Raw genomic sequence first — 24,161 nt, 5'->3', positions numbered from 1 at the left:
CTACACAGCGCCCCCGCACCACCGAAAGGTCCTCATGTCCCTGCTCAACTTCCGCGACCCCGCCTGGCAGTCGGACCCCGACCACACCTGGATCCGGCCCGGCGTCCTCTTCCGCTCCGCCCAGGCGTTCCCCAGCGCCGGGCCCGACACCGTCGCCCAGCTGCGCGACGCGGGAATCCGCGCCGTCGTGGACCTGCGCTCCGCCGGCGAACGCGAGCCGGCCGACTGGACGGCCGTCGAAGCCGCCGGGATCACCGTCGTCGACGCGTCCCTGGCCCCCGCGGCGGATTCCGTGGACCGCCTGATGACAACCATGCGCTCCGATGCCGACCTCGGCGCCTTCTACCTCGCGTTGGCCGAGTCCTCGCCGGCCGCGATCACCACCGCCGTGCACACCATCGTGCGGCACGGCCCGGCTCTCGTGCACTGCGCGGCGGGCAAGGACCGCACCGGCCTCCTCGTGGCACTCCTGCTCGACCTGCTCGACGTACCCGCCGAACGCATCGCGGCCGACTACGCCCGCTCGGCCGACGCCGTACCGCACGTCTTCGCCGCACTGGCCCAGCGCCCCCGCGCCATCCCGCTCAACCGCGCACCGGATGCGGCCGACCGGCAGCCGACGCTCCCCCCGTTCCTGCTGCAGGCCCCGCCCGAGGCGATCCTGGCGTTCCTGGAAGGCATCCGGGCACGCCACGGCAGCTCGCAGCAGTTCCTCCTGCACTGCGGCGTCGACCCGGCCGACCTCCGCGCCTTCCGCACCAACGCCACCGCCACCGCCCCTTCCGAAACCCCCGCACACCTCGCCCCGTCGGAGCCGCACGCACCCCGGCCGGCCGGCGAGTCCGGCACCGAGGCCGCCCGCGAGGACGTCCCCGTCGACACCGAGGACCCGCCCTCCTGCTGCGGCCACCGGGCCTACGCTCACGCGGGCGACCGCGTCAGCGGCGCCCCCCTACCGGAAGGGTTCCTGTTCGGAGCCTCGACCGCCGCCCACCAGATCGAGGGCAACAACACCACCAGCGACTGGTGGGCCTTCGAACAGCGCACCGGCTCGTTCATCCCCGAGCCCAGCGGCGACGCCGCCGACAGCTTCCACCGCTGGCCCGAGGACATGGACCTGCTCGCCGGACTCGGCTTCAACGCCTACCGGTTCAGCATCGAGTGGGCCCGCATCGAGCCGGTGCGCGGCCGGTACTCGCGGGCCGCGCTGGCCCACTACCGGGCCATGGTGGAGGGCGCCCTGGCCCGCGGCCTCACCCCGGTGGTGACGCTCCAGCACATCACCCTGCCGCAGTGGTTCGCCGAGGCCGGCGGCTGGCTCGCCCCCGACGCCGCCGAGCTGTTCGCCCGGTACGCCGCCACCGCCGCCACCGAGGTGCTCGACGGCGTCCGGTACGTGGCCACCATCAACGAGCCGAACATCCTCGCCCGGATGCACTCCATCAGGCAGCGGTTCACCGAGGGCGGCGCCGTCGAGGGCGACATCGACCGGATCGAGCCCGGCGAGGACATCACCGAGGCGCTGGTGCGGGCCCACCGCGCCGCGAGCACCGCGCTGCGCGAGGCCGACCCCCGCCTGCTGATCGGCTGGACGGTCGCCGGCCTCAACCTCTACCCCGTGGAACCCGGCGCCGAGGCCACCGTCGCGGCCGTGGCCCGCCGACGGGAGGACGTCTTCACCGAGGCCGCCCGCGGCGACGACTGGATCGGCGTGCAGACCTACACCCGCGCCCCGGTCGGCGTCGACGGCCCGGTCCCGGTCGCCGACGGCGTCCGCACCACGATCAAGGGCTGGGAGTACTACCCGCAGGCGCTCGGTGAGGCGGTCCGCCGCACCGCCGGGACGGTCGGCCCGGAGGTGCCCCTGCTGGTCACCGAGAACGGCATCGCCACCGCCGACGACACCGAGCGGATCGCCTACACCACGCAGGCGCTGGCCGGTCTCGCCGACGCCCTGCGCGACGGCGTGGACATCCGCGGCTACCTGCACTGGAGCCTGCTCGACAACTACGAATGGGGCTCCTACCGGCCGACCTTCGGCCTGGTGGCGGTGGACCCGGAGACCTTCGCGCGCACCCCGAAGCCCTCCGCCCACTGGCTCGGCGCCCTCGCCCGCGAGGGCCGCCTAGCCTGACCGGCACCCGCGCGCACCGGTTGGCCGGCCGATACCCGGCCGGCCAACCGGCCCGGCCGTCACACATTTCCTCGCCGCCACCACCGACGCCCCCGCCCCGGCAGCCACCTTCGGCACCCGAGCGGAAACGGGGCAGGCGGTGCCAGCGGGGGGGGAATCCCACGTCAGGACCCACACCAGGACCCGCGTGCGGCAGCCGGGGCCGGACGCCGGACTCCGGACGGCAGGTCACCACCGCCACTTTCCGCAACCTCCCCCCTCCCTCCCCCGGCGCCGCGAGAACGCTTCCCGGGCCCGTGACCTGTGCCGGGGAGGCTTCCGGCGCCAGGGGGGAGGGAGGGGGAGGTCACCCGGCGTCACCGCCCCGTGGGTACGCCCGGCGCCGCGGGCCGGGGTCGGGGGCCTGTGGCCTTTCAGGGGGTTGCGGCCGGGGCCGGCGCTCCCGTCGGCTCGGCCGGCCGGACGCTGTACTCCCCGGGCGTGGCCGGGTTGCGAACGACCCGGCCCGCCTTGACCAGGCGGGTGAGCGTGTTCTCCACCGTTCTGCGCGGGATGCCGCACGCCTCGGTGATCTCATCGAGGTGGCGGAAGCCCTCGCCGTCTGCGGCGGCCAGGGCGAGCAGGATCCTGTCCTGCGCGGTGGGCTCCCTCGATCGGGGCGCGGCCTGCGCCGGCACCCATGCCGGTACCGCCTCGTCGGGGTCGGCCGCTGGGCGGGCGTGCAGCAGGGCGAGGGCGCCGAGCGCGCGGGCGAGGTCGCGCTGCCCGCTCTCCAGGGCGTTCAGCGCCTGCTCGGCGAGCAGGCGGGCGGCCCGGACGTCGTCGGCGCCGGCGGCGGGCGGCAGCCGATCGGGCATCAGGGTCCTCCGGCACGGTGGCGGCGAATCGGTCCGTTCCCGACAACGAGCCGGCCCGGCCCGCGGTCACCCAGGTGACTGCGTGCGCCGCGTCCGCCGGACGGTCCGACCGGCGCGTGCCCGGGTTGCCAGTGACTAACAGTCACACTTACTCCGTACTCACTCACCCGAGAAACAGCCCATCATGCCTGTCCACGGCCGCGCGGACGGACTTTCCCGGGCTGAGTGAGTGTGGGGTGAGTGTGACCGAGAGTGTGTGTCGAGGCGCCGGGCCGGCCTGCGGTCGCCCCGCAACCGCGCCTGGCCGAGCGCGAGCTCCTGGGCCACGCCGCCGATCGGCGGGACGTCGCGCGCCGCGTCGGCGTTCTTTCTCGCGTGCACGCGGGGGCGGGTGCAGGCGTGCACACCGAACGCGTGGCTCTGTTCACATCGCAGAGCAGCGTTTCGACAGCAGTTTGGGAGTCAGCGCCCAAGCTGGATGTTCACGACAGCGGTCAGCACCTCGGTGGCGACCGAAGGCCGCCGGGTAGCGGTCGTCTGGGGCTCAGGCCAAAAGCGCTGGCTACGGGGGCAGGCGGAAGCGAGCACCGCGCCGTTGCCGGACGTCGGCGGGTGGCTCCCGTTCTCGTAAACATCGGCTCCACCGTTCAGCAGGCGCCTCCCGAAATCGTGACGAACTGACTCCGCAACCCGTGAACAAAGCAAGCCGGGCGTTCCGGGGACATACACGCCATCTGCTCCCTGGTCGACCGACTCTCAAGCTGACCAGTTTCCCCGCCCTGAACGCCTCTGAGGCCGCCCGCCAGCGCGCAAGGGCTCACGCGGCGGGCGGCCACCAGTGTCGGGCAGCTATCGGAGAGACCAGAGGCCGTTGCTTCCGGCCCGCTCAGACCGTGGTGTCGCCACGACCAACCCACAGACCCACTGCCCCAGGGAGCGTCCCGATCCCTGGGGCAGTGGCAGGACATCGACTCCCGTCTCGCGGCACCGTCCCGCCCAGGCCCCCGGGGCATGGGCGGGTGACAAGCCGCTAGAAACGAGGGGCAGGTCCGTCAGAGGGGTTGCTCAGCCCTTCTGGAGCCACAGCTTGTAGGTGCTGCCGCTCCAGCGGCAGTCCCAGCTGTAGACGTTCGAGTAGTTGTCCCAGTACCACGCGCCGCGCTGGTTGCAGGGGTCGAATCGGTTGAACGTTTCGCCCGAGTTCACCCAGTAGAGCGCGGCCGAACTGGGGGTCGCAACCGGCGGCGTGGCCGCCACAGCCGGTACGGCCGCAGCCCCCACGGTGAGCGCGGCACCGATTGCGGTGGCCGCGAGAACATGGCGGATACGCATGAACGCCTCCTTGGATGGGTTCTCGATTTCGGGCGACCTTCCGGCCCGGGGAACCACTTGTGTCTCGCGGTTCCCCCGGCCCGTCGCCTTCGGGCTCCATCCTGACGGTGCTCGTAGGCGCGGTCCCAGTCCTTTCGGCCGTCGCCGAAACACCTGTGGTGAGGCCCACTTGAAGCAGCTGTGCACGGCCGGAGACGATGGGCGGCGGAAAGAAGGTGGACGTCCGAACAGAGCCCGGGAGTAGCCTCACGTGTTACGCATCACGTTCACCCCGCAGGACCTCGCCAGGACTCGGATAGCGGCGACCTGGGGCCCGCTCGGCGAGACGCTGCACGCGCTGACAACCCTGCAGCAGCCGCACGGCCGGGCGATGTTCGGCGCTTGGCGGCACAAGGTCCACGCCCAGTCTCCGGCCCCCGTCCATCCGGCCTCGTCCCTCTTCCGGGAGACCGTCCTGGACCTGTTCACCGTCACCGGCGCCGCGTCGTCCGTCGAGGAGGGGATCGAGGCACTGCGTGCCGCGCCGGCGGAGAACCTGCACACCGAACTCGAGGCGGCCGCCGAGGCTCGGGACCACTACTCACGCTGCACGGGCCCCTGGGCCGGTGTGGCGTGGGGCGACATCGCGTACGACCGGAAGGACCGTGAGGAACTGCTCGCGTTCCTCCAGGACGTCCACCGTGTTGCCGTGGCCCCCCACTGGCAGCGGATCCTGCCCCGGCTGCGGGCCGAACAGACCACGCACGCGCTCAGGCTCGCCCAGGACGGACCCGAGGCGATGCTCGCCGCACTGCCACCCGAGTTCCGCTGGAAGCCACCGACACTGGAGATCGGCAGGGGCACTCTCACCGGCACCGTCAACCTGGAGGGCCGGGGCCTGCTCTTGGTGCCGTCCGCCTTCTGCCAGACCCGGCCGATCTCCTACACCAACCCGGCGGACGACCAGGCACCGGTCCTGCTCTTCCTGCCCGTGATGCGCGGCGTGTCCGACGCCGCCGCACTGCTGACGACGTCCCACCACGAGATCGACGGCGCCTTGTCCGCGCTCCTGGGCCGCACCCGGGCCCGCACCCTCCATGCCATCAGCGACGGACCCTGCACCACCGGGCAGCTCGCCGAGCGCCTCCGCGCGTCACTGCCCACCGCGAGCGAACAGGCCTCCATCCTCCGCAAAGCCGGCCTCATCACCACCACCAGACACGGCAGCGCCGTCCTGCACACACTCACCCCCCTCGGCAGCGCCCTGCTCAACGGCCATCACTTCCGGACTTGACCGCCCAGAAAGACTGTCCCGGCCCTCCGAAAACGGTGGACCACAGCCGCAGGGCGCGCGTACCGCCCCCGCCTCCAGATCGCCGAACCCCCCGCGGGCGAGAAAACCAGCAGCGGCGACGACGTCCAGGGCGGCCGCGCAGGCGCTGCCCTGCCGGGTCTCCCGGGCCGCCACGGGAGAGACGCTGTACCCGAACTGCTTTGCCTGGCGCGCCTCTTGCTCCACCGGGCCCCCTCAACCGAAGCCGGAAGGCAACTTCACCAGATGCGGCCGTACCGGAGCGATCCCGCGTGCGGCTTCCTGGGCCCTTCCCGCGGCGGAGCGCGGCCCGGCCGCCCCCATCTGGCACCCACTCAGCAGTCAGGGCCGGTGCGCTGGGCGGCGATCGGGAACGGCTAAGACCGTGTCCTATGTGGTGAGGCGGGTCAGGCGCTTGTAGCAGCAGAGGGTGGCGGCGAGGCCGAGGAAGGCCAGGTAGTTGCGGGGATCTCGTTCGTAGCGGTGGTTGAGTCTGCGGTAGCCGCTCAGCCAGGACATCGTCCGTTCTATGACCCACCTGCGGCGTCCGAGACGCTCGCTGGAGTCGATGCCCTTGCGGGCGATGCGGACGCCGATCCGCTTGCCACGAAGCCATTTCCGCAGATGAGGCACGTCGTACGCTTCGCGCGCCACGCGCATCCGCTGACCAGCACGTACACGATCGCCGCGAACAGGGTCTCATCAGGCGTGTTAGCTGTTCCGCCGCCCTGTGGCCGCACCCGCTCCGGTGGGATCAAAGGCCTCGCGATCTCCCACAACCCGTCCGGAACAATCCAACTCCACGTACCCCGCCCCATGCCCGATCAACGAGCCACCACCACATAGGACACGGTCTAAGCCTCGGGAGGCGTTCGGCCCCTCCTCCGTCCGCCTCCATGGAGGTCCGGCTGTCCCCTGCTCGGGGTTCGCGGCGCCCCGTTCCCGGCATGCACAGGCCATTCGCCGTCGCGCCACGATGCTGCCCGGAAGAACACCGCGGCGCCCTTGTCAGCGCTTCCGCGAACCGGATAGGGCGTCAGGACCCGGCTCCGGCAGTACACGAGAGAAGAAGCTGAAGAAGCGCACCACCGTCCGCGCACGGCTCCGTTCCGTCCTCCTCGCCGGCGTGGGGCCTGAGCATGACCCTCACGGGCGTGCTCGGCGGAGCCGGGACCGCCCAGGCCCGCACCGAGTGGCGACAGATGTCCCACGTGTGGTTCGACCTGTCGGAGAACGGCCCGAGCGGGGACGAGCGGATCCGGTACTCCGCCTTCCTGGCCAGCCTGCGGGCGGCGGTGGCGGGCTCGCACTTGCCGATCGACCACCCGGCGAGCGGCTCACAGCCCTCCACGATCTCGCCGGCCACGGCCTCGACAGCGGCTTCGGCATCCTCCAGCGAGGGCGCGTCGACGAACGCCTTCAGCAGCGCGCCCTCGGGATGGACACCGATGAAGGTATCGGTGATCTCGACGACCTCGCCGTCCTCCCCGTCGACGGCCTCGATCGCGTCGAACGCCTCGCGCAGGAGATGGATGACGCCCGCGCGCTGCAACTCGTCGAGTTCAGGGGTGCCCTCAGATGGTGAGCAGGCCGACGGCGTGGCCGTCGTGGTCGACGACCGGCCACACGACCAGGTCCCGGGCGCGCATGGCGGCTGCCGCGGTGGCGACGGGCATGTCGGGGGTGGCGAACGGGGCCCGGTCGAGGACGATGTCGCGTACCGGGGTACGCGCGGTGGTCCGGGAGCGGGCCTGGAACGGGGCGAGGTGCCGCCGGGTCAGGAGGCCCGCGCAGCGGCCGTCGTCGTCGCGGACCAGGAGGTGGTCGGCGCCGGAGCCGTGGAGGATGTGGATCGCCACGTCAAGCATGACGTCGTCGCTGATCTGGAGCTCGGGGTGGGTCATGAGGTCGCGGACCGCGGTGGCGGCGGGGGGTTCGAGGGTGAGGGTCATGGGCGGACTCCTTTGGGTCGCTTCCGCCGGGGCCGGCGGTGGTCGGGGCGCTGACGACGGTGGGACGGCCGGCGGCGGGCGCCGGTGTGTCCGGTGGGCCCGGACCACGGCGGCGGTCCGGGCCCGGTCTGCTTGCTAGGCGGCGAGGTCGACGCGGCGGGGTGCCCGGCGGCGGCCGGAGGAACCCTGGCCGACCCGGCCCACAGCGGCCGTGCCGGTGGCGCCCACGGTGCGGGCGGGGCGGCTGCGGCGGTTGCGGCTCGTGGACGGGCTGCGGCGCGGGCGCTCGACGACGGGGGCCGCGATCACGGTGGGGATGCCGGTGGGCACGCGGGCGCCGGTGATGCGGGCCAGGTCCTCGTCGCCGGCGCTGACCCTGGTGGTGACGGGGGTGATGGCGGCGGTGGTCATCATCCGGGCCATCTCGCGGCGCTGGTTGGGCAGGACGAGGGTGACGACGGTGCCGGACTCGCCCGCCCGGGCGGTGCGCCCACCGCGGTGCAGGTAGTCCTTGTGGTCGTTCGGCGGGTCGAGGTTGACGACCAGGTCGAGGCCGTCGACATGGATCCCGCGGGCGGCGACGTTGGTCGCGATCAGCGCCGTGACCTGGCCGGTGCGGAACTGTTCCAGGGTGCGGGTGCGCTGCGGCTGGGACTTGCCGCCGTGCAGGGCCGCGGCCTTGACGCCGTTGGCGAGCAGGTCCTCCACCAGGCGGTCGGCGCCGTGCTTGGTGTCGATGAACATGATCACCCCGCCGTCGCGGGACGCGATGTGCGCGATCGTGGCGTTCTTGTCGTGGTTCTGCACATGGAGGACGTGGTGCTCCATGGTGCTGACCGCTCCCGCGGACGGGTCCACCGAGTGGGTGACCGGGTCCTTGAGGAATCGGCGGACCAGGCGGTCGACGTTGCGGTCCAGGGTCGCGGAGAACAGCATCGTCTGGCAGCCCTCGGCCACCTGGTCGAGCAGCTCGGTGACCTGCGGCAGGAAGCCCATGTCCGCCATCTGGTCGGCCTCGTCGAGCACCGTGATGCCGACCCCGTCCAGCCGGCAGTCGCCCCGCCGGATCAGGTCCTTGAGCCGGCCGGGCGTGGCCACCACGACCTCCGCCCCGCGGTCCAGGGCGTGGGCCTGGCGGCCGATCGACACCCCGCCGACCACGGTCGCCATGCGCAGGCGCACCGCATGGGCGTAGGGGGTGAGGGCGTCGGTGACCTGCTGGGCGAGTTCGCGGGTGGGGACCAGGACCAGGGCCAGCGGTCGGCGGGGTTCGGCGCGCCGGCCCGCGGTGCGGGCCAGCACGGCCAGACCGAACGCGATGGTCTTGCCGGAGCCGGTGCGGCCCCGTCCGAGAACGTCGCGGCCGGCGAGCGAGTTCGGCAGCGTGGCGGCCTGGATCGGGAACGGCGCGGTGACGCCCTGGCGGGTCAGCACCGACAGCAACGCCTTCGGCATGTCCAGTTCCTCGAAGGTCTCGACGGCCGGCAGTGCCGGAGTGGTGCTCACCGGCATCGCGAACTCACGCTGCACGGAAACACCCTGACGACCAGTTCGTCCGGGCGAGTGCCCCCCGCTGCTGGAGGGCCGGTCGCCGTAGAAGGAGCTGCCGCCGGAGCGGGAGGAGGCCGAGGAGCGGGAGTTGGCGCTCTTGTGCGGGGAGCGGCTGGAGCGGTTCATGGGAAACCTTCCTGGGGCGGCACGTCGCGAGGCGGCTCCGCAGCGCGGGGCGCCGGCAGGAGGCCGCAGGGAACGGGCCGAAAGTATGGAGTGCGGGGCGTGGACGGTGAAACCGTGCGGCACGTCACCTCAGGTCAGCACTCACCGCGGGGCGGGAGCGAAGAACCTCGAACCGTGGGTGTCACGGGAGGGCGCCGATCCGGACGCGGCGCTGCGCGTCTCGCGTGGGGATGGCCGCCGGTGGCGGAGCCAGGGGCCGGGGACGGCCGGGGAATGCGCATGGCGGCGCAATGCCGAGGGGCCCGCACCGGGCATCGTGTACGCGGTGCGGGCCCCTCGCTACCAGGCGGGTGCCGTGGCAGAAACTACAGCGGACGAATGTTCTCGGCCTGCGGGCCCTTCTGGCCCTGCGTGACGTCGAACTCGACCTTCTGGCCCTCGAGCAGCTCACGGAAGCCGTTGGCGTTGATGTTCGAGTAGTGGGCGAACACGTCAGGACCGCCACCCTCCTGCTCGATGAAGCCGAAGCCCTTTTCCGCGTTGAACCACTTCACAGTGCCATTAGCCATAAAGAAATCTCCTTCAAGGGGCTGTCCGAAGCCCGCACAGTGCGGACTCCGAGTCGCCGCGATGAGCACCCACCCGGGGAAGAGCCGGGAAACAAAAAGGCGCCTGCGAAACATCAGCAGGCGCACACAAAGTTCATGGGAACCACTACTGCAACTAGGGAGACCCTAGCAGGCCCAGGCCCGCCTCGGGGGGATATTCCACCCCCGGTTCTGCGGGGCCTCTTCCCGGAGCCGCGGGGCGCGGGGCGCCCACGACCGTCAACACGCATGAAGGAAAGTCTGGTTGAGCCGGCAGCTCCGTAGCGCGCCCCTGCCGACAAGGCGCCCCTTTCCGCGGTAGGAGTCTCCTCCCCGTGGCCCGGCTCCAGGCGCATGGCCTTGGAGACGAGGACCAGCAGCGCGGGGAAGATCGCCAGCACCGCGTATCAGGTGAGCGCTGCGGCCCGGTCCGGCAGTTCGTCGGCGAGGACTCGCGGCCGGTGCGTCTGAGGATCGCGATCCAGCCGCGCTTGGGGATGTCGGTCGGGCCTGAAGGACCTGTGCCTGCGGCTATAGCCCAAGGATCCGGACGGCGCGGCGTAGCAGCAGGCAGGGCCCCGGCGCTTCGGTGCCGGGGCCCTTTCGCGTGCGCTACTGGTCCGCGGACCACGGATCGGTCTTCCAGGTGATCTTGGAGACCGTCTGGGGCGGGTAGGACCTGAAGCCCCCGCCGCCGCTAATGTCCGGCTTGACGTGCACCCAGCCGTCCGGGCCGATGAGGGCCAAGCCTGTGTCTGCGGCGTGGCCGCCCTCGGTGGCGGGGAGCTCGATTCTGGCTTCGGTCCATGTGGTCTGTGTCATGTATCGACTGTTCCTGGCCCTGGAGCGGGTTCGCCACTCGGCGTGCGCCGGGTGGCGGGCAGCACACCTCGAAGGTGCGGCCTGAGCGAAGCAGGAGGGCCTCGGGTATCGCGCTCTGGGCCCTCCGTCATGCACTGGGGATTACAGCCGGAGCGGCCTGGCCGGCTTCGCCGCCGGACTGATCCCCGACCTCGACGCCGTCGTCTGCGGCATGAGCACCAACCGGTCATCCGGCCCGGTCGAGGGCCGCGCCAACGACCTCAAGGCCCTCAAGCGCGGCATGTTCGGTCGAGCGAAGCCGCCCTTGCTCCGGAAACGACTCCTCCTCGTCGCGGCCAGCCGCCGACACAGACCGTGACAACCTACTGATCGGCTTCACGAAATCCGTGCCCGAACCCAAATGACCCGGCAAAATCAGCGGCCCGGTGGTGCTGCGGTGGGGCCGCCGTGGCGCAGACACGAGACCTGCGGACCGGTGGCGGCCGGGGGCTCTTCCGGCCACGAACCGGCCGTTCGCGGCGCTGGCTCAGTTGCCGGCCCGCCCGATGTCGGGGACGGCTTCGCAGAGACGCTCCGGGCCGGGCCGTCCTGGTCGGTCATCACCCGTTCCGCCTACGGCGGGGTCCGGGAGTCGTCCGGGTCAGGCGAGCATCGTCCCCGGGGGCGGCGCCGGATCAAAACGGTGGCGGACGGCGCGCCGCCCCTCCGGGGGGCGCTGCCCGCAGGGACAGCGCCGGCAACGCGGGCAACGCCGTGCGGTCGATAGCATCGGCCGCATGGCTGAGCGGGCGGAGCGGACGGGGCAGGCGGGGCAGGCCGACCGGGCGGGGTGGCTGGACGAGCAGGAGGACGAGGTCTGGAGCGGCTTCTTCGAGACCCAGGTGCTGTTCTGGCGCCGCCTCGCCCAGCAGTTGCAGCAGGAGACCGGCCTGTCCGAGCCGGACCTCGCCATCCTCCAGGCCCTGCTGGCCGCCCCCGGCGGGAAGCTGCGGCCCTACCGGCTGAGCGGCGTCACCCAGTTCGAGAAGAGCCGGCTGCACCACCACCTGACCCGGATGGCCGGGCGCGGCCTGGTCACCCGCGAGCCCTGCCCGGACACCGGGCGCGGCGCCGTGGTGGCCCTCACGGAGGAGGGCCGGGCCGCCGTCGCCGCCGCGCTGCCCCGGCGCGCGGCGCACATCCGCCGCTGGCTCACCGATCCCCTGACGGAGGATCAGCGGCGGGCACTCGTCGGCATTTCCGCCACCCTGACGGAACGATTGAAGGACGAGCGGCCCGCGCCCTGAAACCCCCGAAGCCGGTTGACGTGTCAACCCGGCACGCCCATGCTGGAGTTGACACATCAACTCGATGCTCTATGCCGCACCGGGGGGACCGCCATGCGCTTCCTGCTCCTGCCCCACCTGCCCGACCAGTCCAAGCCGGACCACGACCAGCTCCGCGAACTCGTCGACTACGCCGTGTTCGCCGAGGAGCTGGGCTTCGACGCCTACGGCATCGGCGAGCGGCACGACCGCCCCGCCGTCTCCAGCTCCCCGCCCGTCCTGCTCGCCCACATCGCCGCCGTCACCACGCGGATACGGCTGTTCACCGCCGTCACCACCCTCGGCATGCTCGACCCGCTGCGCGCCTACGAGGACTACGCCACCCTGGACCACCTCGCCGGGGGCCGGCTGGACCTGATCGTCGCCAAGGGCGCCTACCCGCGCTCCTCCCGCCTGTTCGGCGTCACCCGGGAGAACCAGTGGGAGCTGCTCCAGGAGAACTACCTGCTGTTCCGCCGGCTGTGGCGGCAGGAGAAGGTCACCTGGCAGGGCCGGCTCGGCCGCTCGCTGGAGGACGCCGAAGCGCTGCCGCGCCCCTTCCGGCCCGAGATCCGGATCTGGCACGGCGCCGGGAGCAACCCGGACTCCGCCGACTTCGCCGCCCGCCACGGCGACCCGCTGTTCACCCCCAACGGCGCCGGCGCCATCGGCCCCTACGCCGCGATCGTGCGCCACTACCGGGAACGCTGGGCGGCCTACGGCCACGACCCGGCCCGCGCCCTGGTCGGCGCGGGCACGGCGGGCTACTTCGGCGCCCGCACCTCGCAGGAGGCGGTGGCGCGCTACCGCCCGGTCTTCGAGGCCCGCCTGAAGGTCAACCGGGCCCTCGACGGCGGCTCGATCCGCTTCGACACCGTCGAGGACTGGATCGAACACGGCTCGGTACTGGTCGGCAGCCCGCAGCAGATCATCGAGAAAGTGCTGGGCCAGCACGCGCACTTCGGCCACGAACTGCTCCACCTGCACGTGGACGGCGAGGTCCTGGACCGCGCGGACTACCTCGGCACACTGGAACTGTTCTTCACCGAGATCGCCCCGGTACTCCGCCGCGAACTGCCCAGCCGCCCGCTGGACGACGCGTAACGGCCCGGCGGGACGAGGCACGGGCAAGAGCTCGTCCGCGGAGCTCACGGCGGCGCGTGCCGGCGGTGGGGTGGGACGGCCGCGAACAGGTGATGAGGGCCGTTGTCGGTGGCCGTGGCCAGGGTGGCGACCATGAGTCCGTCCACAGTGATGATCACGGTGGGCTGTTCGCGGCCGCAAGAGCCGGCCCGGTGGTGGGCCACCGCGCCGGGAGGCGAAATCACCCAGGACGACGGAGACTTCGTCATCGTCACGGCGCGGCAGTCACCGGCGCCCGGGTTCCGGCGTGCGGCCGAGCAACGGCAGGGCAGGGCAGGAACCGTGCGCACCTCGACTTCGCCACCGCACCCGGCATCACCCTGGCGCAGCAGGTGCAACGGCTGGCCGGTCCGGGGGCGAGCGCCGCCCGCGAGCACAGCGTCCCGGGTCCGACCCGGGCCGTCCTTCAGGACCCGGCCGGCAACGAGTTCCGCGTCCACCGAACGGCCACCGCACCCGCGCCGGAGGCAGTCGCCCACCACCGCCGGCACCGGCGCGCACCGTGCCGCGGGCCTGGTGAGGGTGCGGGGAAGCCGGCGTGCCCGCGCCCGTGGCACCGCCACAGTCCGGCCGGTGGCACAAGCCGACACCCCCATCAGGCCGAGGAGACCCGCGCAGTAGCGACCCCCGCTGACGCGCGGGCGCGCCATCACGCCCCCGGCGGCAGCTGCAGTTCGTAACGGCTGAGCCAGACCGCCGGACGGGCGTCCTGTGCCCGCGACCCGGGCGGGCCGTCCACCGGCACGTCCCCCCGGTGCACGAACCCCCGCCCCTCGTAGTACGCCCGCAGCCGGCCGTTGTGCCGCACGCAGTCCAGGCGCAGCGCGTCGACGCCCCTCTCCCGGGCCGCCTCGCGGGCCCGGTCCAGGATCACCGCGCCGAGCCCCGGCACCCGGCGCCGCACCGCGAGCCGGTGGACGTACCCGGCGGTGCCGCCGATGTCCGCCCACATCGGGTCCGCCCAGTCCAGGGTGAACGTGCCCGCGGGCTCGCCGTCGACGTCCACCAGCCAGGTCTCACCGCGGGCGATCGCACCCTCGACCCAGTGCGCGCCGAACCGCGCCGGCCACTGCCGGACACCCTTCGCACCGAGCCAGGCCGCGGCCTCGTCCAGCACGCCCAGCACCTCGTGCGTGTGCTCACCGGCAGCACGCCGGAAGACCACACCGTCCCTGTTCCAGTCGACCGTCACGATCCGGATTCTCGCAGCCCCCCGCCCGTCGGCACCCCCGCCCCCGCCCCGCCCGGCCGGACACCGCACAGGAACCGGCCACCTGAGCCGCCGTCCGCCAGACGCCGGCACCTCGGTTCCCCCGCCACGGCGGCCGGCCTGATCCCGCCGGAGCACCACCGTGGTACCCGCGCCCTGGTCCAGCCCCTGGAGCGGCCCGCGCTCCTGCCCGCCGGAAACGGCCTACGCGGTCCGGCCCTGGCAGGCCTCGACAGGCCGGATCAGCGGGTGAGCGGTACCTCGCGGTGATGGCCCGCGCGTCGGTGCCGAGCACATAACCCGACCCCGTCACGGCCACCGGCCCGACCGCCCTCCTCCTGCTCCTTGCCCGAATCCCACACCGACCCTCGGTGGAAAGTGCTCCCGAACGGGTTGGTCGTCCTGTCCGGCACCGCGGCGCGCGGCGGGCGAGCAGCACGCTGGACGGGGCCACGGCCCGGCAGAGGCGGCGGCCCGTGAGGGGACAGCGGGCAGCGATGCCGATGGCCAGCCCGCGGCGACGGCGCGGCGGGTGGTCCACGACCGGTCCCCCGGTGCTCCGGGACGACTGTCGTGCCACAGCTCCGACCGGCGCGGCGGGGCGCTCGGCACAGCCCGGCCATGGTGAAGCCGGCCGCGGCGAACGGCGGGTGCGGGCAGGAGCGTCGCTCGTGCCCGGCACGGCGGGGCACCCGGGCCTAGGGGGCCGGCGCGGCCCTGGCCCCCTATCGGTCACACGCGGTCACACGCCGCCGGTGCCCGGCCGAATCGGCACGGCGCACGGGCATGACGCGGCCGGCGGACCCCGTGGGGCCGGACGGCGCGGACGGGCGGGCGAGGGCCGGTCGGCCGTCGGCTGCCGGGCCGGACCTGGAAGCCGACGGCCACCCGGCCCGTGATCGACTGTCCGCCCCCGCGGTCAGCCCGTGGGGGCGGACAGTCGAAACGGCTCCGCCCTCGGTACAAGGCGGAGCCGCCGTGGACCTGCCGGGCACCCACCCTCAGGCGTGGCGGTGGGGCTTGTTTCCGGTGAGCAGCCGGTAGGCGGCGAGGATGATGACCGAGCCGACGACGGCGGCGATCCAGGTGGAGAGATCGAAGAAGCCGTCGATGGAATCGACACCGAAGATCACCTTGCCGAGCCAGCCTCCCAGCAGACCGCCCGCGATCCCGAGAAGGATCGTGACGATGAGGCCTCCCGGGTCCTTGCCCGGCATCAGGGCCTTCGCGATGAGGCCCGCGAACAGTCCGATCAGAATCCAGGCGATGACGCCCATGCGCTTCTCCTACCTCGATGAATACGGCCGGTGTCAGCGCTCGTCTTCACCGTGCCGCCATTTCCAAACCCGCGAGGGTCCGGCGCCCGGTGGAAAGAGCCCGAGGCACCGTTCCGGACAAAAGGCCAGCGGGCGGGGTGCATGCTCCGCTCGGCCCGGGGAAGTCGGCAGCCGCACCACGACGACGGACCACCAACCGAGGAGGCTCCTATGACCAGCGGAATGTGGGACTACGGCAACGCCGAGGGATACGCCCCGGGCACGGACCTGACGGGCTACCGCGTCGAGGCCACGGACGGCCACATCGGAAAGATCGACCGGCACACCGAGGAGGTCGACTCCGCACACATCGTGGTCGACACCGGCCCGTGGATCTTCGGCCGAGAGGTGCTGCTCCCCGCGGGCACGATCCGGCGCGTGGACACGGGCGAACGGACGGTGTGGGTGAACCGGACGAAGGACGAGGTGAAGAACTCGCCGGAGTACGACAAGGACCGGCACAGCGCGGATCCCGATTACCACCGCACGATCGGCAGCTACTACGGCGGAGCCATCTGACCCCTCCGCGCGCCCCGGCCCCCTTGGCGGGCCACGACAGCCCGGTCGTGGCCCGCCAAGGGCGACAACGCCCCGGGGAGGCGGTTCGCACCCCACCGCGCGGTACAGCGACGGCGACCTCACCCTTCCGGGTGACGCGACCTCAGCACCCGCTGAACAACCGCCAACGAACGGGCCCGCCGCCGCCGACACGGAGAACGGGACAGCTGCCGGGTGACCGGGTACGCGAGGCTGTGGACCAGCCGATGCGACACCATCCTGCCGATCCCGATCCGGGCCCGATACCGCCCGCGCCCGGGAAACGGTCGCCGACCGCGCAGAAACGGTCCGTGGGCCCTGAAGTTCGTACCTCCGGCGGGGGTTCTTCCGGGGTGCCCTTCGACGGAGCACGCCACGCCCGGGCGTCGGACGGCGGGTTCAGGTGCCCTGCGGGCGGGTCGGACCGGGTGGACGCGGGAGGTCGAGGACGGCGACGGCGCCGCCGTCCGGGGCGTTCGTGAACGTCAGAGCGGCGCCGAGCACCGCGGCGTGGCCGACGGCGATCGTCAGTCCCAGGCCGTGGCCCCGGCCGCGTTCGGCGGCACCGGTGCGAAAGCGCTGGGGCCCGTCGGCGAGGAGGTCGTCGGGGAAGCCCGGCCCGTGGTCGCGCACCGTGATCCGGGCGCCGGTGACGGTGACCTCGACGGGCGGCGCGCCGTGCCGGTGGGCGTTGACCACGAGGTTGGTGATGATGCGCTCCACCCGGCGCGGGTCGGTCGCGACGACGGCGGGAGCCTCCAGCCGCACCCGGGTGTCACCGCCGGCCTGCCCGGCCGCGTGGGCGACGAGCTCGCCGAGGGGAACCTCGTCGATCCGTGCCCGCTCGGCACCGGCGTCCAGGCGCGAGACCTCCAGCAGGTCCTCGACCAGGACCCGCAGCGCGAGCACCTGCGTGCGGACCAGGCCCGCCGCCTCGTCCTCCTCCGGGAGCAGACCCGCCGCGGTGACCAGGCCCATCAACGGAGTGCGCAGCTCGTGGGCGACGTCGGCGGTGAAGCGTTTCTCCGCGGCGAGCCGCGCCTGGAGCGCGGCCGCCATCGCGTCCACCGCCGCCGACATCTCGGTGATCTCGTCGCGGGTGCGGCCCCGTCTGCCGATCCGGGCGTCGAGATCCCCGTCCGCGATCCGCCGGGCGGTACGGGAACCGTGACGCAGCCGCCGGTTCATCCGCTCCGCCACGAGAGCTGCTGCGGGCACGACGACCAGGAGCGCGGCGAGCGCCGCCTTGACCATGCTGCGGTCCAGCAGTTGGAGACCGCGGACCTGGGCCCTCATGTCGGTCCGCACGACGATCACCTGGTCGTCGCCGACCGGGGCGGCCGCCCAGAGCCAGTGCCAGTTCGGCGCCTTGACGTCATACCAGAGCGCGTACGCCTCGGGCGTCCGCAGTTCGGCGACCGACTTCGCCAACGGTGCCGGCAGACCGGCCACGGTCCGCAGGTCCGCGAAGGCCGGCCGGTTGCCGGTGAGCGAGAACTCCTTCTCCGCCGCGGCCAACTGCGCGGCCGCCAGTTCGCGCCCGGCCCGCTCACCGCTCTGGGCCGTCGCCCGGTGGACGAGCACCCCGATCACGGCGGCGACCGCGCAGCAGGCCAGCGCGACCAGGGCCGCGGCCTTCCATCGCAGGGACCGCGGGTCGAACAGCCGCGTGGCCATCCGCTCAGCCCCGCACGAGCTTGTAGCCGAAGCCCCGGACGGTCTCGATCCGGTCCGCCCCGATCTTCTTGCGCAGCCGCACCACGCACAGGTCGACGACCCGGGTGTCGCCCTCCCAACCGTAGTCCCAGACGTCGCGCAGCAGACGACGGCGGTCCAGGACCGCACCGGGGTTCTCCGCGAAGGCCAGCAGCAGGCGCAGTTCGGTGGGCGTCAGCAGGACGGGCCGCCCGTCCAGGCACACCTCCAGGCCGCGCAGGTCCACGGTCAGGCCGCCGAAGACGAGGAGGTCGGGCGAGGAGGGGGCCGTCGGGGGTTCCGGGGGCCGCGCCGTTCCGGCAGACGCGGCCGGCACGCCCGTAGCCCGTTCGTCCGGTGCCGGTTCCGGGACGGGACCCCGGTGGAAGGTGGCACGGCGCAGCAGGGAGCGGATGCGGGCGACGAGGACGGGGATGTCCACCGGCTTGACCACGTAGTCGTCGGCGCCGGCCTCCAGTCCGGCCACGACGTCGAGGGCGTCGCCCCGGGCGGACATCATCAGGATCGGGGTCAGGCTCTCCTCGCGGACCCGTCGGCACAGGCTGATGCCGTCGAGGCCCGGGAGCATCACGTCCAGGATCAGCACGTCGTGCGCCCCGGCCCGGAACGCCTCCAGGCCGTCGAGCCCGTCCCCGGTGACGTCGACCTCGTAGCCGTAGCGTTCCAGGGCCAGCTGCACCGAGCGGCGGATGACCGCGTCGTCCTCGACGAGCAGCACGCCGACCGGGTCGGGCACACGAATGACGGACAAGGGTTCTCCGATGTGTTCGCCCGGAGAGCGGCACTCGTCCGGGCCCGCGAGTGATCGATCGTAACCGTCCGGGCGGCGGGGGCCGTGCCGGGGCCCTGCGGCTTCGTCGGGGTCGGGGGGCCGGGCCCCGGACGGGACCCGGGACGGCCACACGGCCCGGTCAGAGCCGCAGGGACGCCGCGACCGGCAGGTGGTCGCTGCCGGTGGCGGGCAGTGTCCACGCCGCACGCGGCGTGAGGCCGACCATCAGGATCTGGTCGATCCGGACCACCGGGAACGACGCGGGCCAGGTGAAGCCGAAGCCGTCGCCGGCCTCCCGCTGCGCCGACCGCAGCGACCCCGTGAGCCCGCGCAGCGCGGAGTCGTCGACCGAACCGTTGAAGTCCCCCAGGACCACGATCCGTGCGAGCTTCTCCGCCCGGACGGCCTCGGCCAGCCTGGCCGCCGCCTCGTTGCGGCGGGTCGTGGCGAAGCCGGTGGCCGGGTTCACCCGGACGGAGGCGAGGTGCGCCACGTAGAGCGCCACCGGCCCCTTCGGCGTCCGCACGGTGGCGCGCAACGCCCTGGTCCAGGGCATGATCTCCACCGGTTCCACCTCCTCGACCGGGTACCTGCTCCACACCCCGACCCCTCCCCGTACCTGGGAGTAGGGGTGGGTGGCCGCCAGTTCGCGCCGGAAGGTCTCCTGGGCCCGGCTCGCCAGCTCCTCCACCGCCAGGACGTCGGCGCCCGAGGCCGCCAGCGCGCGGGCCGTGCGGCCAGGGTCGGGGTTGTCCTCGTTCACGTTGTGGCTCACCACCGTGAAGTCCCCGCCGCCGGACCTCTTGTCGAGGAGAGCGGGCCCGAACAGGGCGGTCCACAGCAGGGCGGGGACCAGCACGGCGACCGCTGCCAGGACCGACCGGCGGACCGCCGCGCAGCACAGCAGCAGGACGACGCCCAGCCCCGACCACGGCAGCATCGTCTGGCAGAGACTGCCGAGGTTGCCGACCGCGTTCGGCAGGTGGGAGCTCAGTGCCATGGGAGCGGCGCAGAGCAGCGCGGCCACGGCGAGCAGCCACCCGCGCGGCCCGTACCGCCCCCGCCGCCCCGTGCCGCGGCGGGCCGCACGGCGCGGGGCGGGGCCCGGGGAAGGGCTCGGGGCGGGGCCCGGGGAAGGGCTCGGGGAGCGGCGGGGACGGCGGGGACGGTGGCGGGAAGACGCGCCGGACGCGGACGTGCCCGCGCCGTCGCGTCCCGTCCCGTCGGCCGGCGCCGGCCCGTCCCCGGGCGAGGGGGCCGGCGGGGCCGTGCCCGTGTCGGTGTCCGTGTTCACGCCCACTCCCGGCGGCCGCCGTCGAGGGCCGGCAGGACCTGGGGCAGCTTCTGCCCCAGCGCGTCGACGAGCCGCCCGCTGTTCTCCAACGCCGCCCGCATGCCCTCGGTGGGGGTCGTACCGGCGCGCTGGCCCAGCACCACGCCGAGGACGAGCCTGCGTCCTGTTCCGTCGCCGCCCTCCGGCACCTCCAGGGCCCACATCAGGTTGCCTCCCGCCGGCGTACTCGAACCGGTCTTCAGCCCCACCACCCCGGGATGGTCGAGCAGCGTGTTGGTGTTGCGCAACGGCACCGCGCGGCCCGGCAGTGTGGTGCTGCGCAGGGCCACGGTGGCGCGCAGCGCCGGGTCCTTCATCGCCTCGCGGGCCAGGACCAGCTGGTCGGCGGCCGTGGACACGGTCGTGGGTTCGATCCCGCTGGCCCCGGTGTAGGTCGTCGCGGTCATCCCCAGCCGGGCCGCCTCCGCGTTCATCCGCTTCACGAACGCCTCCTCGCTGCCCGCGTCCCAGCGGGCGAGCAGCCGGGCCACGTTGTTCGCGGACGGGAGCAGCATCACCTCCAGCAGCTTGCGCTGGGTGAGCCGCTGGCCCGCGACCACGGGAGCCGTCGACTCGCTCGTCGACGCCGACTCGTCCGCCGCCTGTGCGTCCACCGTGATCGTCGGGCCGTCCTGGCCGTCGCGCAGGGGGTGGTCCCGCAGAACGACGTACGCCGTCATCACCTTGGTGACACTCGCGATCGGCACCGGCTGCTGCGGCCCGTTCACCCCCAGGACGCCGACCTTCGTCACGGCGACCGCCGACTGTCCCTCCGGCGGCCACGGCAGATCGAGGTCGACGACGGGCGCAGGAGCCGGCAGCGTCGGTGGCCCCTCGGCCCGGATCCCTCCTTTCCCGGCGCCCCCGGCCGCGGGCCCGTCCGGCAGGGCCCCAGCCATGCCGCCGCCGGCGCCCGCGACCAGCGCCGCGGCCAGCAGCCACAGCACCCTGCGGCGGGGCGCGCGGCGACGGACCGGAACGGCGTGGGGATCGTGGTCTTCACGTTTTGTCACGGTGGACACGGCGACTGCCTCCCGAAGCAGAGGAACACGGAGCCCCGCCGGCACGGAGGCCACGCGGGGTGTGTCCAAAGACTCCGGGACGGCTGCTTCGAGCGGGTCGTCACGCCGCTTCCGCGAGCACGCGATCGTGTATCAGCCACGTACCAGTGGCACGGAACGCAAGGACGGAAGCATCCTCCCCCGCGAGCACGGGGTCAGCCCGGGGCCGGAGGCTGCGCAGTCCAGGGCCGGGAGTTCTCGCCGCGAGCGCGGGGACGGCAGCGCCGGCCAGGGCCGCCTCTCCCCTCGTCGGGGGACCGGCCGACGAGGGCGGATCGCCGCACCTCCGTCGTATCCGAAGAGGACACCGTCATGTTCCGTACCGTCATCGCCAGGGCCGCCGCGGCCCTGGCCGCCACCGTCCAGCCGGACGCCACCATCCAGGCGGTCACTGCCGTCCAGGCCCAGCCGGCCGCCGAGCACCGGGCCGAGGACATGATCCGGGGCTGACTGCGCCCGGCCCACGGGCACCCGCCGATCGGCTGCTCCCACGGAGCAGCCGCCCGCTCCGAACCCCGGCCATCGCGCCTCCGACGGGGGCGTGCCCGCAGTAGGGGCCGCTGCGGGCTCCGGCGACCCGACGGGCGGCGTGGCCCCGCACCGATCGTGCGGGGCCACGGCCTGATGCTGCCCGCCGGCTGCTCCTTCGGGCGGCACCGCACGATCAGCGATACCGGGAACCGGATCGGCGTGCGGGCAGGTGGGTGCGGTGGGGCTATCGGCCGTTCGACCAGCGGCTGGAGGGGGTCGCGCCCTTCTGGTCCGTGTCGAGGTCGATGTCGGCGTAGAAGACGCCGAGGTTGTAGCCGTCGCCCTGGGTGTTGACGGTGACGGTCACGTCGGTGTCGTCGTTGCGCAGGAACTCGGAGACGTTCCAGCGGTTGGTGTCGTGGCCGAAGTTGTTGCGCGGGGCCGGGTTGCGGGGGAAGGTGCCGAGCGATCCGGGCGCGCCGACGGTGGAGTTGAACGCGTCGTCGGCCGGGTGGTTCGCGTCGGTGAAGCGGGTCAGGGGGCCGTGGGTGGACTTGATGTCCATGGTGTCGCCGGTCCACTTGTGGTCGCCGTCGTAGACGACCCAGCCGAGGTGGCCGGTGACCGGACCGGCGGCCGGGGTACGGATGCCGGTCAGGGTCCCCGACAGGGCGGGGCTGTTGGGAAGTTCCGGCTGGAAGCCGTCCCACAGGTGGACGTGGCGCAGCGGGGCGCAGGGGTCCTCGTAGGCGATGACGATGGTCCAGCCGCCCCAGCTGTGGGGCTTGACGACGGAGTCCATGTTGGCGGCGGTGTAGGTGCCGGTGCCGTGCTGCCGGACGAGATCGGTGATGTCGGCGGACGCCTGGTAGCTGCTCTCCTCGTCGGTGGTGATGTAGCCGATGGAGGGCTGCTGGTTCGGGATGTTGCGGTACTGGGTGTCGCCGGGGAACTTCAGGTAGATCTCGTCGATCTGGCTCTCGGGCAGGACGACGTCGTCGATGCCGCGGGTACCGCCCCAGTAGAGGCGGGCGTGCTTGACGGTGGCGCCGGGGGGCAGGGCGAGGTCAGCGGAGCTGGCGGAGTAGATGGCGTCGCCGAGCGGGCCGATGCTGCCGGGGTCGATGTTGATGTACCGCATCGGGTAGTTGTTGTTGATGGGGCGGCTGCCGGCGCCGGTGCGGGCCTGCTCGCAGGGGGGCTGGGCGGGGTCGACGGGAGGCTTGGTCTCGTCGCAGGTCATCAGGGCGTTGCCGATGTGCGTGATGGAGCCGTGGAATTCGTCCTGGAAGCGGGTGGTGAACGGCAGCCGGTTCTCGGTGATGGTCTCGGCGCGGTTGTGCGGATGCCGGCCGGTGTCGACTGTGCGGGAGTCCGCCGGCGCGGCGGCGAACACGCCGGCCACCGACGTGGCGGCGACGGCCGCGGCGAGGACGTGGTGGGGCGCACGGCCCCAGGGACGGGAGAGCGTCACGATGGACCTCCGAGGAGAGGCGGAACCGGGGAGCCCCTCCATGCCACCAGCATGTGTGCCGTTGCTCCCACGATTAGCCCGACGGTGGGCGCTGCCCGCCCTGTCACACCACCGCCCAGGCCGCCCTCCGGGTCGGCCTGGGGCCGTCGCCTTCCCGGTCGAAGGGCCGGGAGGCCGCGCCGCAAGCGGCCCGAGAACGTGCCGGCACGCGTGCACGAGCCGCTCGCCCACCTGGACATCCCCGCGTTCGTCGAAGGGCGCGCGTTCGATGTCCTGGCCGCCAACTTCTAGGCCCTCGCTCCCCGCTTGCGGCCCGGCGAGAACCGGCCGCGCTCCCTCCTCCCGGACCCCGAGGAACAAGCCTTCCACCAGGACCGGGCGACAGCCACCACCGACGTCGTCGCGGCCCTCCGCACCTCCATCGGGGACGACACCGACAACCCCGGTTCGTCGAACTCGTCGGCGAGCTCGCCCCGTCCAGCCAGCGGCTCCGCACCCCGTGGGACCGCCACGACGTCCGCGACCTCGGCGGCACCACCACCACGCTCCACCACCCGGCCGTCGGCGGACTGCGCCTGCACCGCGACAAGCTCCCCATCGAGGACGTCATCCTCGTCGTCTACTCCCCCGGCCGGGACAGCGACAGCGACGGGAGACTGCGGCGCCCTGCCGCGCTTCCGCCCGCCGGGCCGGGCCGGGCCGGCCCGGCTGCTCTCAGTCGAGGACGGCGGTCGCCTCGACCTCGACCAGGACGTCCGGCTCGAAGAGGTACTCGACGCCGATGAGGGAGGCCGGGGGCATCGGCAGCGGCAGCCCGACCTCCTCGGCGACGGCCTCCACCCCGGCCATGAACGCGCCGAGCAGTTCGGGGCTCCACCGGGTCACGTAGAAGGTCAGCCGCAGCACGTCCGCGAACGATGCCCCGGCGCCGGCCAGCCCGACGGCGGTGTTGCGCAGCGCCTGCGCGACCTGCCCGGCCAGGTCGCCGGGCGCCACCGGCGTGCCGTCGGCCCGGCGGGCGACCTGGCCGCTGACGTGGACGTGTCGTGTGCCGGTGCCGACGGCTACGTGGTGGTACGGGGCGGGCTGCAGCATGCCCTGCGGGGTGAAGTGGCGGACGGTCACGGTGCTCTCCTGTTCACGGGTGGATTCCCGGCGGCGGGGGCCGCCGG

22 protein-coding genes and 3 pseudogenes are annotated in these 24,161 nt (G+C 73.2%); 9 read left to right on the top strand and 16 right to left on the bottom strand.

The features are described from left to right. Positions 1-34: 34 nt before the first annotated feature. Together ABT238_RS30590 and ABT238_RS30585 are read left to right on the top strand one after the other, a co-directional pair. Positions 35-751 (top strand): annotated as a pseudogene (locus tag ABT238_RS30590) (tyrosine-protein phosphatase); the annotation flags it as partial. Positions 752-967: 216 nt separating this feature from the next. Continuing rightward, positions 968-2,134: a glycoside hydrolase family 1 protein gene (locus tag ABT238_RS30585; protein ID WP_350801801.1), complete on the top strand. Its 1,167-nt coding sequence runs from the start codon at positions 968-970 to the stop codon at positions 2,132-2,134. A 413-nt stretch (positions 2,135-2,547) separates the two neighbouring features. On the opposite strand, the gene ABT238_RS30580 is transcribed toward ABT238_RS30585, so the two are convergent. Next, positions 2,548-2,991 carry a hypothetical protein gene (locus tag ABT238_RS30580; protein WP_350801743.1) on the bottom strand — a complete coding sequence of 148 codons (444 nt, stop codon included), beginning with the start codon at positions 2,989-2,991 and terminating at the stop codon, positions 2,548-2,550. A gap of 1,065 nt (positions 2,992-4,056) precedes the next feature. Next, entirely contained in the window at positions 4,057-4,323 is a 267-nt protein-coding gene (locus ABT238_RS30575; protein WP_350801740.1) for a hypothetical protein, read from the bottom strand. 250 nt (positions 4,324-4,573) lie between these two features. On the opposite strand from ABT238_RS30575, the gene ABT238_RS30570 reads away from it, so the two are divergent. Then, positions 4,574-5,596 carry an ArsR/SmtB family transcription factor gene (locus tag ABT238_RS30570; RefSeq protein WP_350801739.1) on the top strand — a complete coding sequence of 341 codons (1,023 nt, stop codon included), beginning with the start codon at positions 4,574-4,576 and terminating at the stop codon, positions 5,594-5,596. A gap of 408 nt (positions 5,597-6,004) precedes the next feature. On the opposite strand, the pseudogene ABT238_RS30560 reads toward ABT238_RS30570, so the two are convergent. From ABT238_RS30560 to ABT238_RS30535, 6 genes and pseudogenes are all read right to left on the bottom strand, one after another. After that, positions 6,005-6,432 (bottom strand): annotated as a pseudogene (locus tag ABT238_RS30560) (transposase). 218 nt (positions 6,433-6,650) lie between these two features. Next, entirely contained in the window at positions 6,651-7,166 is a 516-nt protein-coding gene (locus ABT238_RS30555; RefSeq protein ID WP_350801728.1) for a hypothetical protein, read from the bottom strand. 22 nt (positions 7,167-7,188) lie between these two features. Further along, positions 7,189-7,566, bottom strand: a complete 378-nt coding sequence (locus ABT238_RS30550) for a CBS domain-containing protein (RefSeq protein ID WP_350801725.1) — start codon at positions 7,564-7,566, stop codon at positions 7,189-7,191. A gap of 135 nt (positions 7,567-7,701) precedes the next feature. Then, positions 7,702-9,243, bottom strand: coding sequence for a DEAD/DEAH box helicase (locus tag ABT238_RS30545; RefSeq protein WP_350801722.1), 1,542 nt, complete (start codon positions 9,241-9,243; stop codon positions 7,702-7,704). A gap of 365 nt (positions 9,244-9,608) precedes the next feature. Further along, a complete protein-coding gene (locus ABT238_RS30540) occupies positions 9,609-9,812 on the bottom strand; it encodes a cold-shock protein (RefSeq protein ID WP_030918248.1) in 204 nt (67 codons plus the stop codon). A 630-nt stretch (positions 9,813-10,442) separates the two neighbouring features. Further along, positions 10,443-10,652, bottom strand: a complete 210-nt coding sequence (locus ABT238_RS30535; protein ID WP_350560032.1) for a hypothetical protein — start codon at positions 10,650-10,652, stop codon at positions 10,443-10,445. Between the two features lie 776 nt (positions 10,653-11,428). Between ABT238_RS30535 and ABT238_RS30530 the strand changes: the two genes are divergently transcribed. The 3 genes from ABT238_RS30530 to ABT238_RS30520 all read left to right on the top strand — a co-directional run bounded on the left by ABT238_RS30530 (position 11,429) and on the right by ABT238_RS30520 (position 13,779). Further along, positions 11,429-11,938, top strand: coding sequence for a MarR family winged helix-turn-helix transcriptional regulator (locus tag ABT238_RS30530; RefSeq protein WP_350560029.1), 510 nt, complete (start codon positions 11,429-11,431; stop codon positions 11,936-11,938). 93 nt (positions 11,939-12,031) lie between these two features. Next, positions 12,032-13,060, top strand: a complete 1,029-nt coding sequence (locus tag ABT238_RS30525; protein ID WP_350560026.1) for an LLM class flavin-dependent oxidoreductase — start codon at positions 12,032-12,034, stop codon at positions 13,058-13,060. A 92-nt stretch (positions 13,061-13,152) separates the two neighbouring features. Continuing rightward, the gene (locus ABT238_RS30520; RefSeq protein WP_350801797.1) at positions 13,153-13,779 is read left to right on the top strand and encodes a VOC family protein; all 627 of its coding nucleotides are present in this window, start codon (positions 13,153-13,155) and stop codon (positions 13,777-13,779) included. Here the strand turns inward: ABT238_RS30520 and ABT238_RS30515 are convergent. Together ABT238_RS30515 and ABT238_RS30510 are read right to left on the bottom strand one after the other, a co-directional pair. After that, positions 13,749-14,291, bottom strand: a complete 543-nt coding sequence (locus tag ABT238_RS30515; protein ID WP_350801710.1) for a GNAT family N-acetyltransferase — start codon at positions 14,289-14,291, stop codon at positions 13,749-13,751. The genes ABT238_RS30520 and ABT238_RS30515 overlap by 31 nt on opposite strands. Before the next feature lie 1,019 nt (positions 14,292-15,310). Continuing rightward, a complete protein-coding gene (locus ABT238_RS30510) occupies positions 15,311-15,586 on the bottom strand; it encodes a GlsB/YeaQ/YmgE family stress response membrane protein (protein ID WP_350560020.1) in 276 nt (91 codons plus the stop codon). 210 nt (positions 15,587-15,796) lie between these two features. Here ABT238_RS30510 and ABT238_RS30505 point away from each other — a divergent pair, with 210 nt between their 5' ends. Further along, a complete protein-coding gene (locus ABT238_RS30505) occupies positions 15,797-16,144 on the top strand; it encodes a PRC-barrel domain containing protein (RefSeq protein WP_350560017.1) in 348 nt (115 codons plus the stop codon). 417 nt (positions 16,145-16,561) lie between these two features. Here ABT238_RS30505 and ABT238_RS30500 read toward each other — a convergent pair whose 3' ends face one another. The 4 genes from ABT238_RS30500 to ABT238_RS30485 form a co-directional block, all read right to left on the bottom strand. Next, positions 16,562-17,839: a sensor histidine kinase gene (locus ABT238_RS30500; protein WP_350801701.1), complete on the bottom strand. Its 1,278-nt coding sequence runs from the start codon at positions 17,837-17,839 to the stop codon at positions 16,562-16,564. Between the two features lie 4 nt (positions 17,840-17,843). Then, positions 17,844-18,629 carry a two-component system response regulator CseB gene (gene cseB / locus ABT238_RS30495; protein WP_350560011.1) on the bottom strand — a complete coding sequence of 262 codons (786 nt, stop codon included), beginning with the start codon at positions 18,627-18,629 and terminating at the stop codon, positions 17,844-17,846. A gap of 160 nt (positions 18,630-18,789) precedes the next feature. After that, positions 18,790-19,650: an endonuclease/exonuclease/phosphatase family protein gene (locus ABT238_RS30490; protein WP_350560008.1), complete on the bottom strand. Its 861-nt coding sequence runs from the start codon at positions 19,648-19,650 to the stop codon at positions 18,790-18,792. Positions 19,651-19,940: 290 nt separating this feature from the next. Further along, positions 19,941-21,005 (bottom strand): D-alanyl-D-alanine carboxypeptidase family protein, encoded by a 1,065-nt coding sequence (locus ABT238_RS30485; protein WP_350801693.1) that lies wholly within the window; start codon positions 21,003-21,005, stop codon positions 19,941-19,943. 351 nt (positions 21,006-21,356) lie between these two features. Between ABT238_RS30485 and ABT238_RS30480 the strand changes: the two genes are divergently transcribed. Then, positions 21,357-21,494 carry a hypothetical protein gene (locus ABT238_RS30480; RefSeq protein ID WP_350801687.1) on the top strand — a complete coding sequence of 46 codons (138 nt, stop codon included), beginning with the start codon at positions 21,357-21,359 and terminating at the stop codon, positions 21,492-21,494. Between the two features lie 265 nt (positions 21,495-21,759). Here the strand turns inward: ABT238_RS30480 and ABT238_RS30475 are convergent, their stop codons facing one another. Further along, positions 21,760-22,989, bottom strand: a complete 1,230-nt coding sequence (locus ABT238_RS30475) for a hypothetical protein (protein ID WP_350559999.1) — start codon at positions 22,987-22,989, stop codon at positions 21,760-21,762. Between the two features lie 168 nt (positions 22,990-23,157). Between ABT238_RS30475 and ABT238_RS30470 the strand changes: the two are divergent. Continuing rightward, positions 23,158-23,774: pseudogene (locus ABT238_RS30470) on the top strand (MmyB family transcriptional regulator); the annotation flags it as partial. On the opposite strand, the gene ABT238_RS30465 reads toward ABT238_RS30470, so the two are convergent. Continuing rightward, complete coding sequence (locus ABT238_RS30465; protein WP_350559996.1) at positions 23,704-24,114, bottom strand: RidA family protein; 411 nt, start codon at positions 24,112-24,114, stop codon at positions 23,704-23,706. The pseudogene ABT238_RS30470 and the gene ABT238_RS30465 overlap by 71 nt on opposite strands. Positions 24,115-24,161: the final 47 nt, after the last annotated feature.

This window comes from Kitasatospora sp. NPDC001527 (genome assembly GCF_040298605.1).
GTDB lineage: Bacteria > Actinomycetota > Actinomycetes > Streptomycetales > Streptomycetaceae > Kitasatospora.
Note: the sequence above shows the minus strand (reverse complement) of the source record. Positions and strands in the feature narration are given on the sequence as shown.

Excerpts from the sequence above, each read along its gene's own strand:
- ABT238_RS30580 (WP_350801743.1), bottom strand. The coding sequence starts at position 2,991 with ATGCCCGATCGGCTGCCGCCCGCCGCCGGCGCCGACGACGTCCGGGCC.
- ABT238_RS30525 (WP_350560026.1), top strand. The coding sequence starts at position 12,032 with ATGCGCTTCCTGCTCCTGCCCCACCTGCCCGACCAGTCCAAGCCGGAC.
- ABT238_RS30500 (WP_350801701.1), bottom strand. The coding sequence starts at position 17,839 with ATGGCCACGCGGCTGTTCGACCCGCGGTCCCTGCGATGGAAGGCCGCG.
- ABT238_RS30535 (WP_350560032.1), bottom strand. The coding sequence starts at position 10,652 with ATGACACAGACCACATGGACCGAAGCCAGAATCGAGCTCCCCGCCACC.
- ABT238_RS30505 (WP_350560017.1), top strand. The coding sequence starts at position 15,797 with ATGACCAGCGGAATGTGGGACTACGGCAACGCCGAGGGATACGCCCCG.
- ABT238_RS30490 (WP_350560008.1), bottom strand. The coding sequence starts at position 19,650 with ATGGCACTGAGCTCCCACCTGCCGAACGCGGTCGGCAACCTCGGCAGT.
- ABT238_RS30550 (WP_350801725.1), bottom strand. The coding sequence starts at position 7,566 with ATGACCCTCACCCTCGAACCCCCCGCCGCCACCGCGGTCCGCGACCTC.
- ABT238_RS30540 (WP_030918248.1), bottom strand. The coding sequence starts at position 9,812 with ATGGCTAATGGCACTGTGAAGTGGTTCAACGCGGAAAAGGGCTTCGGC.
- ABT238_RS30480 (WP_350801687.1), top strand. The coding sequence starts at position 21,357 with ATGTTCCGTACCGTCATCGCCAGGGCCGCCGCGGCCCTGGCCGCCACC.
- ABT238_RS30575 (WP_350801740.1), bottom strand. The coding sequence starts at position 4,323 with ATGCGTATCCGCCATGTTCTCGCGGCCACCGCAATCGGTGCCGCGCTC.
- ABT238_RS30520 (WP_350801797.1), top strand. The coding sequence starts at position 13,153 with ATGAGGGCCGTTGTCGGTGGCCGTGGCCAGGGTGGCGACCATGAGTCC.
- ABT238_RS30545 (WP_350801722.1), bottom strand. The coding sequence starts at position 9,243 with ATGAACCGCTCCAGCCGCTCCCCGCACAAGAGCGCCAACTCCCGCTCC.
- ABT238_RS30510 (WP_350560020.1), bottom strand. The coding sequence starts at position 15,586 with ATGGGCGTCATCGCCTGGATTCTGATCGGACTGTTCGCGGGCCTCATC.
- ABT238_RS30530 (WP_350560029.1), top strand. The coding sequence starts at position 11,429 with ATGGCTGAGCGGGCGGAGCGGACGGGGCAGGCGGGGCAGGCCGACCGG.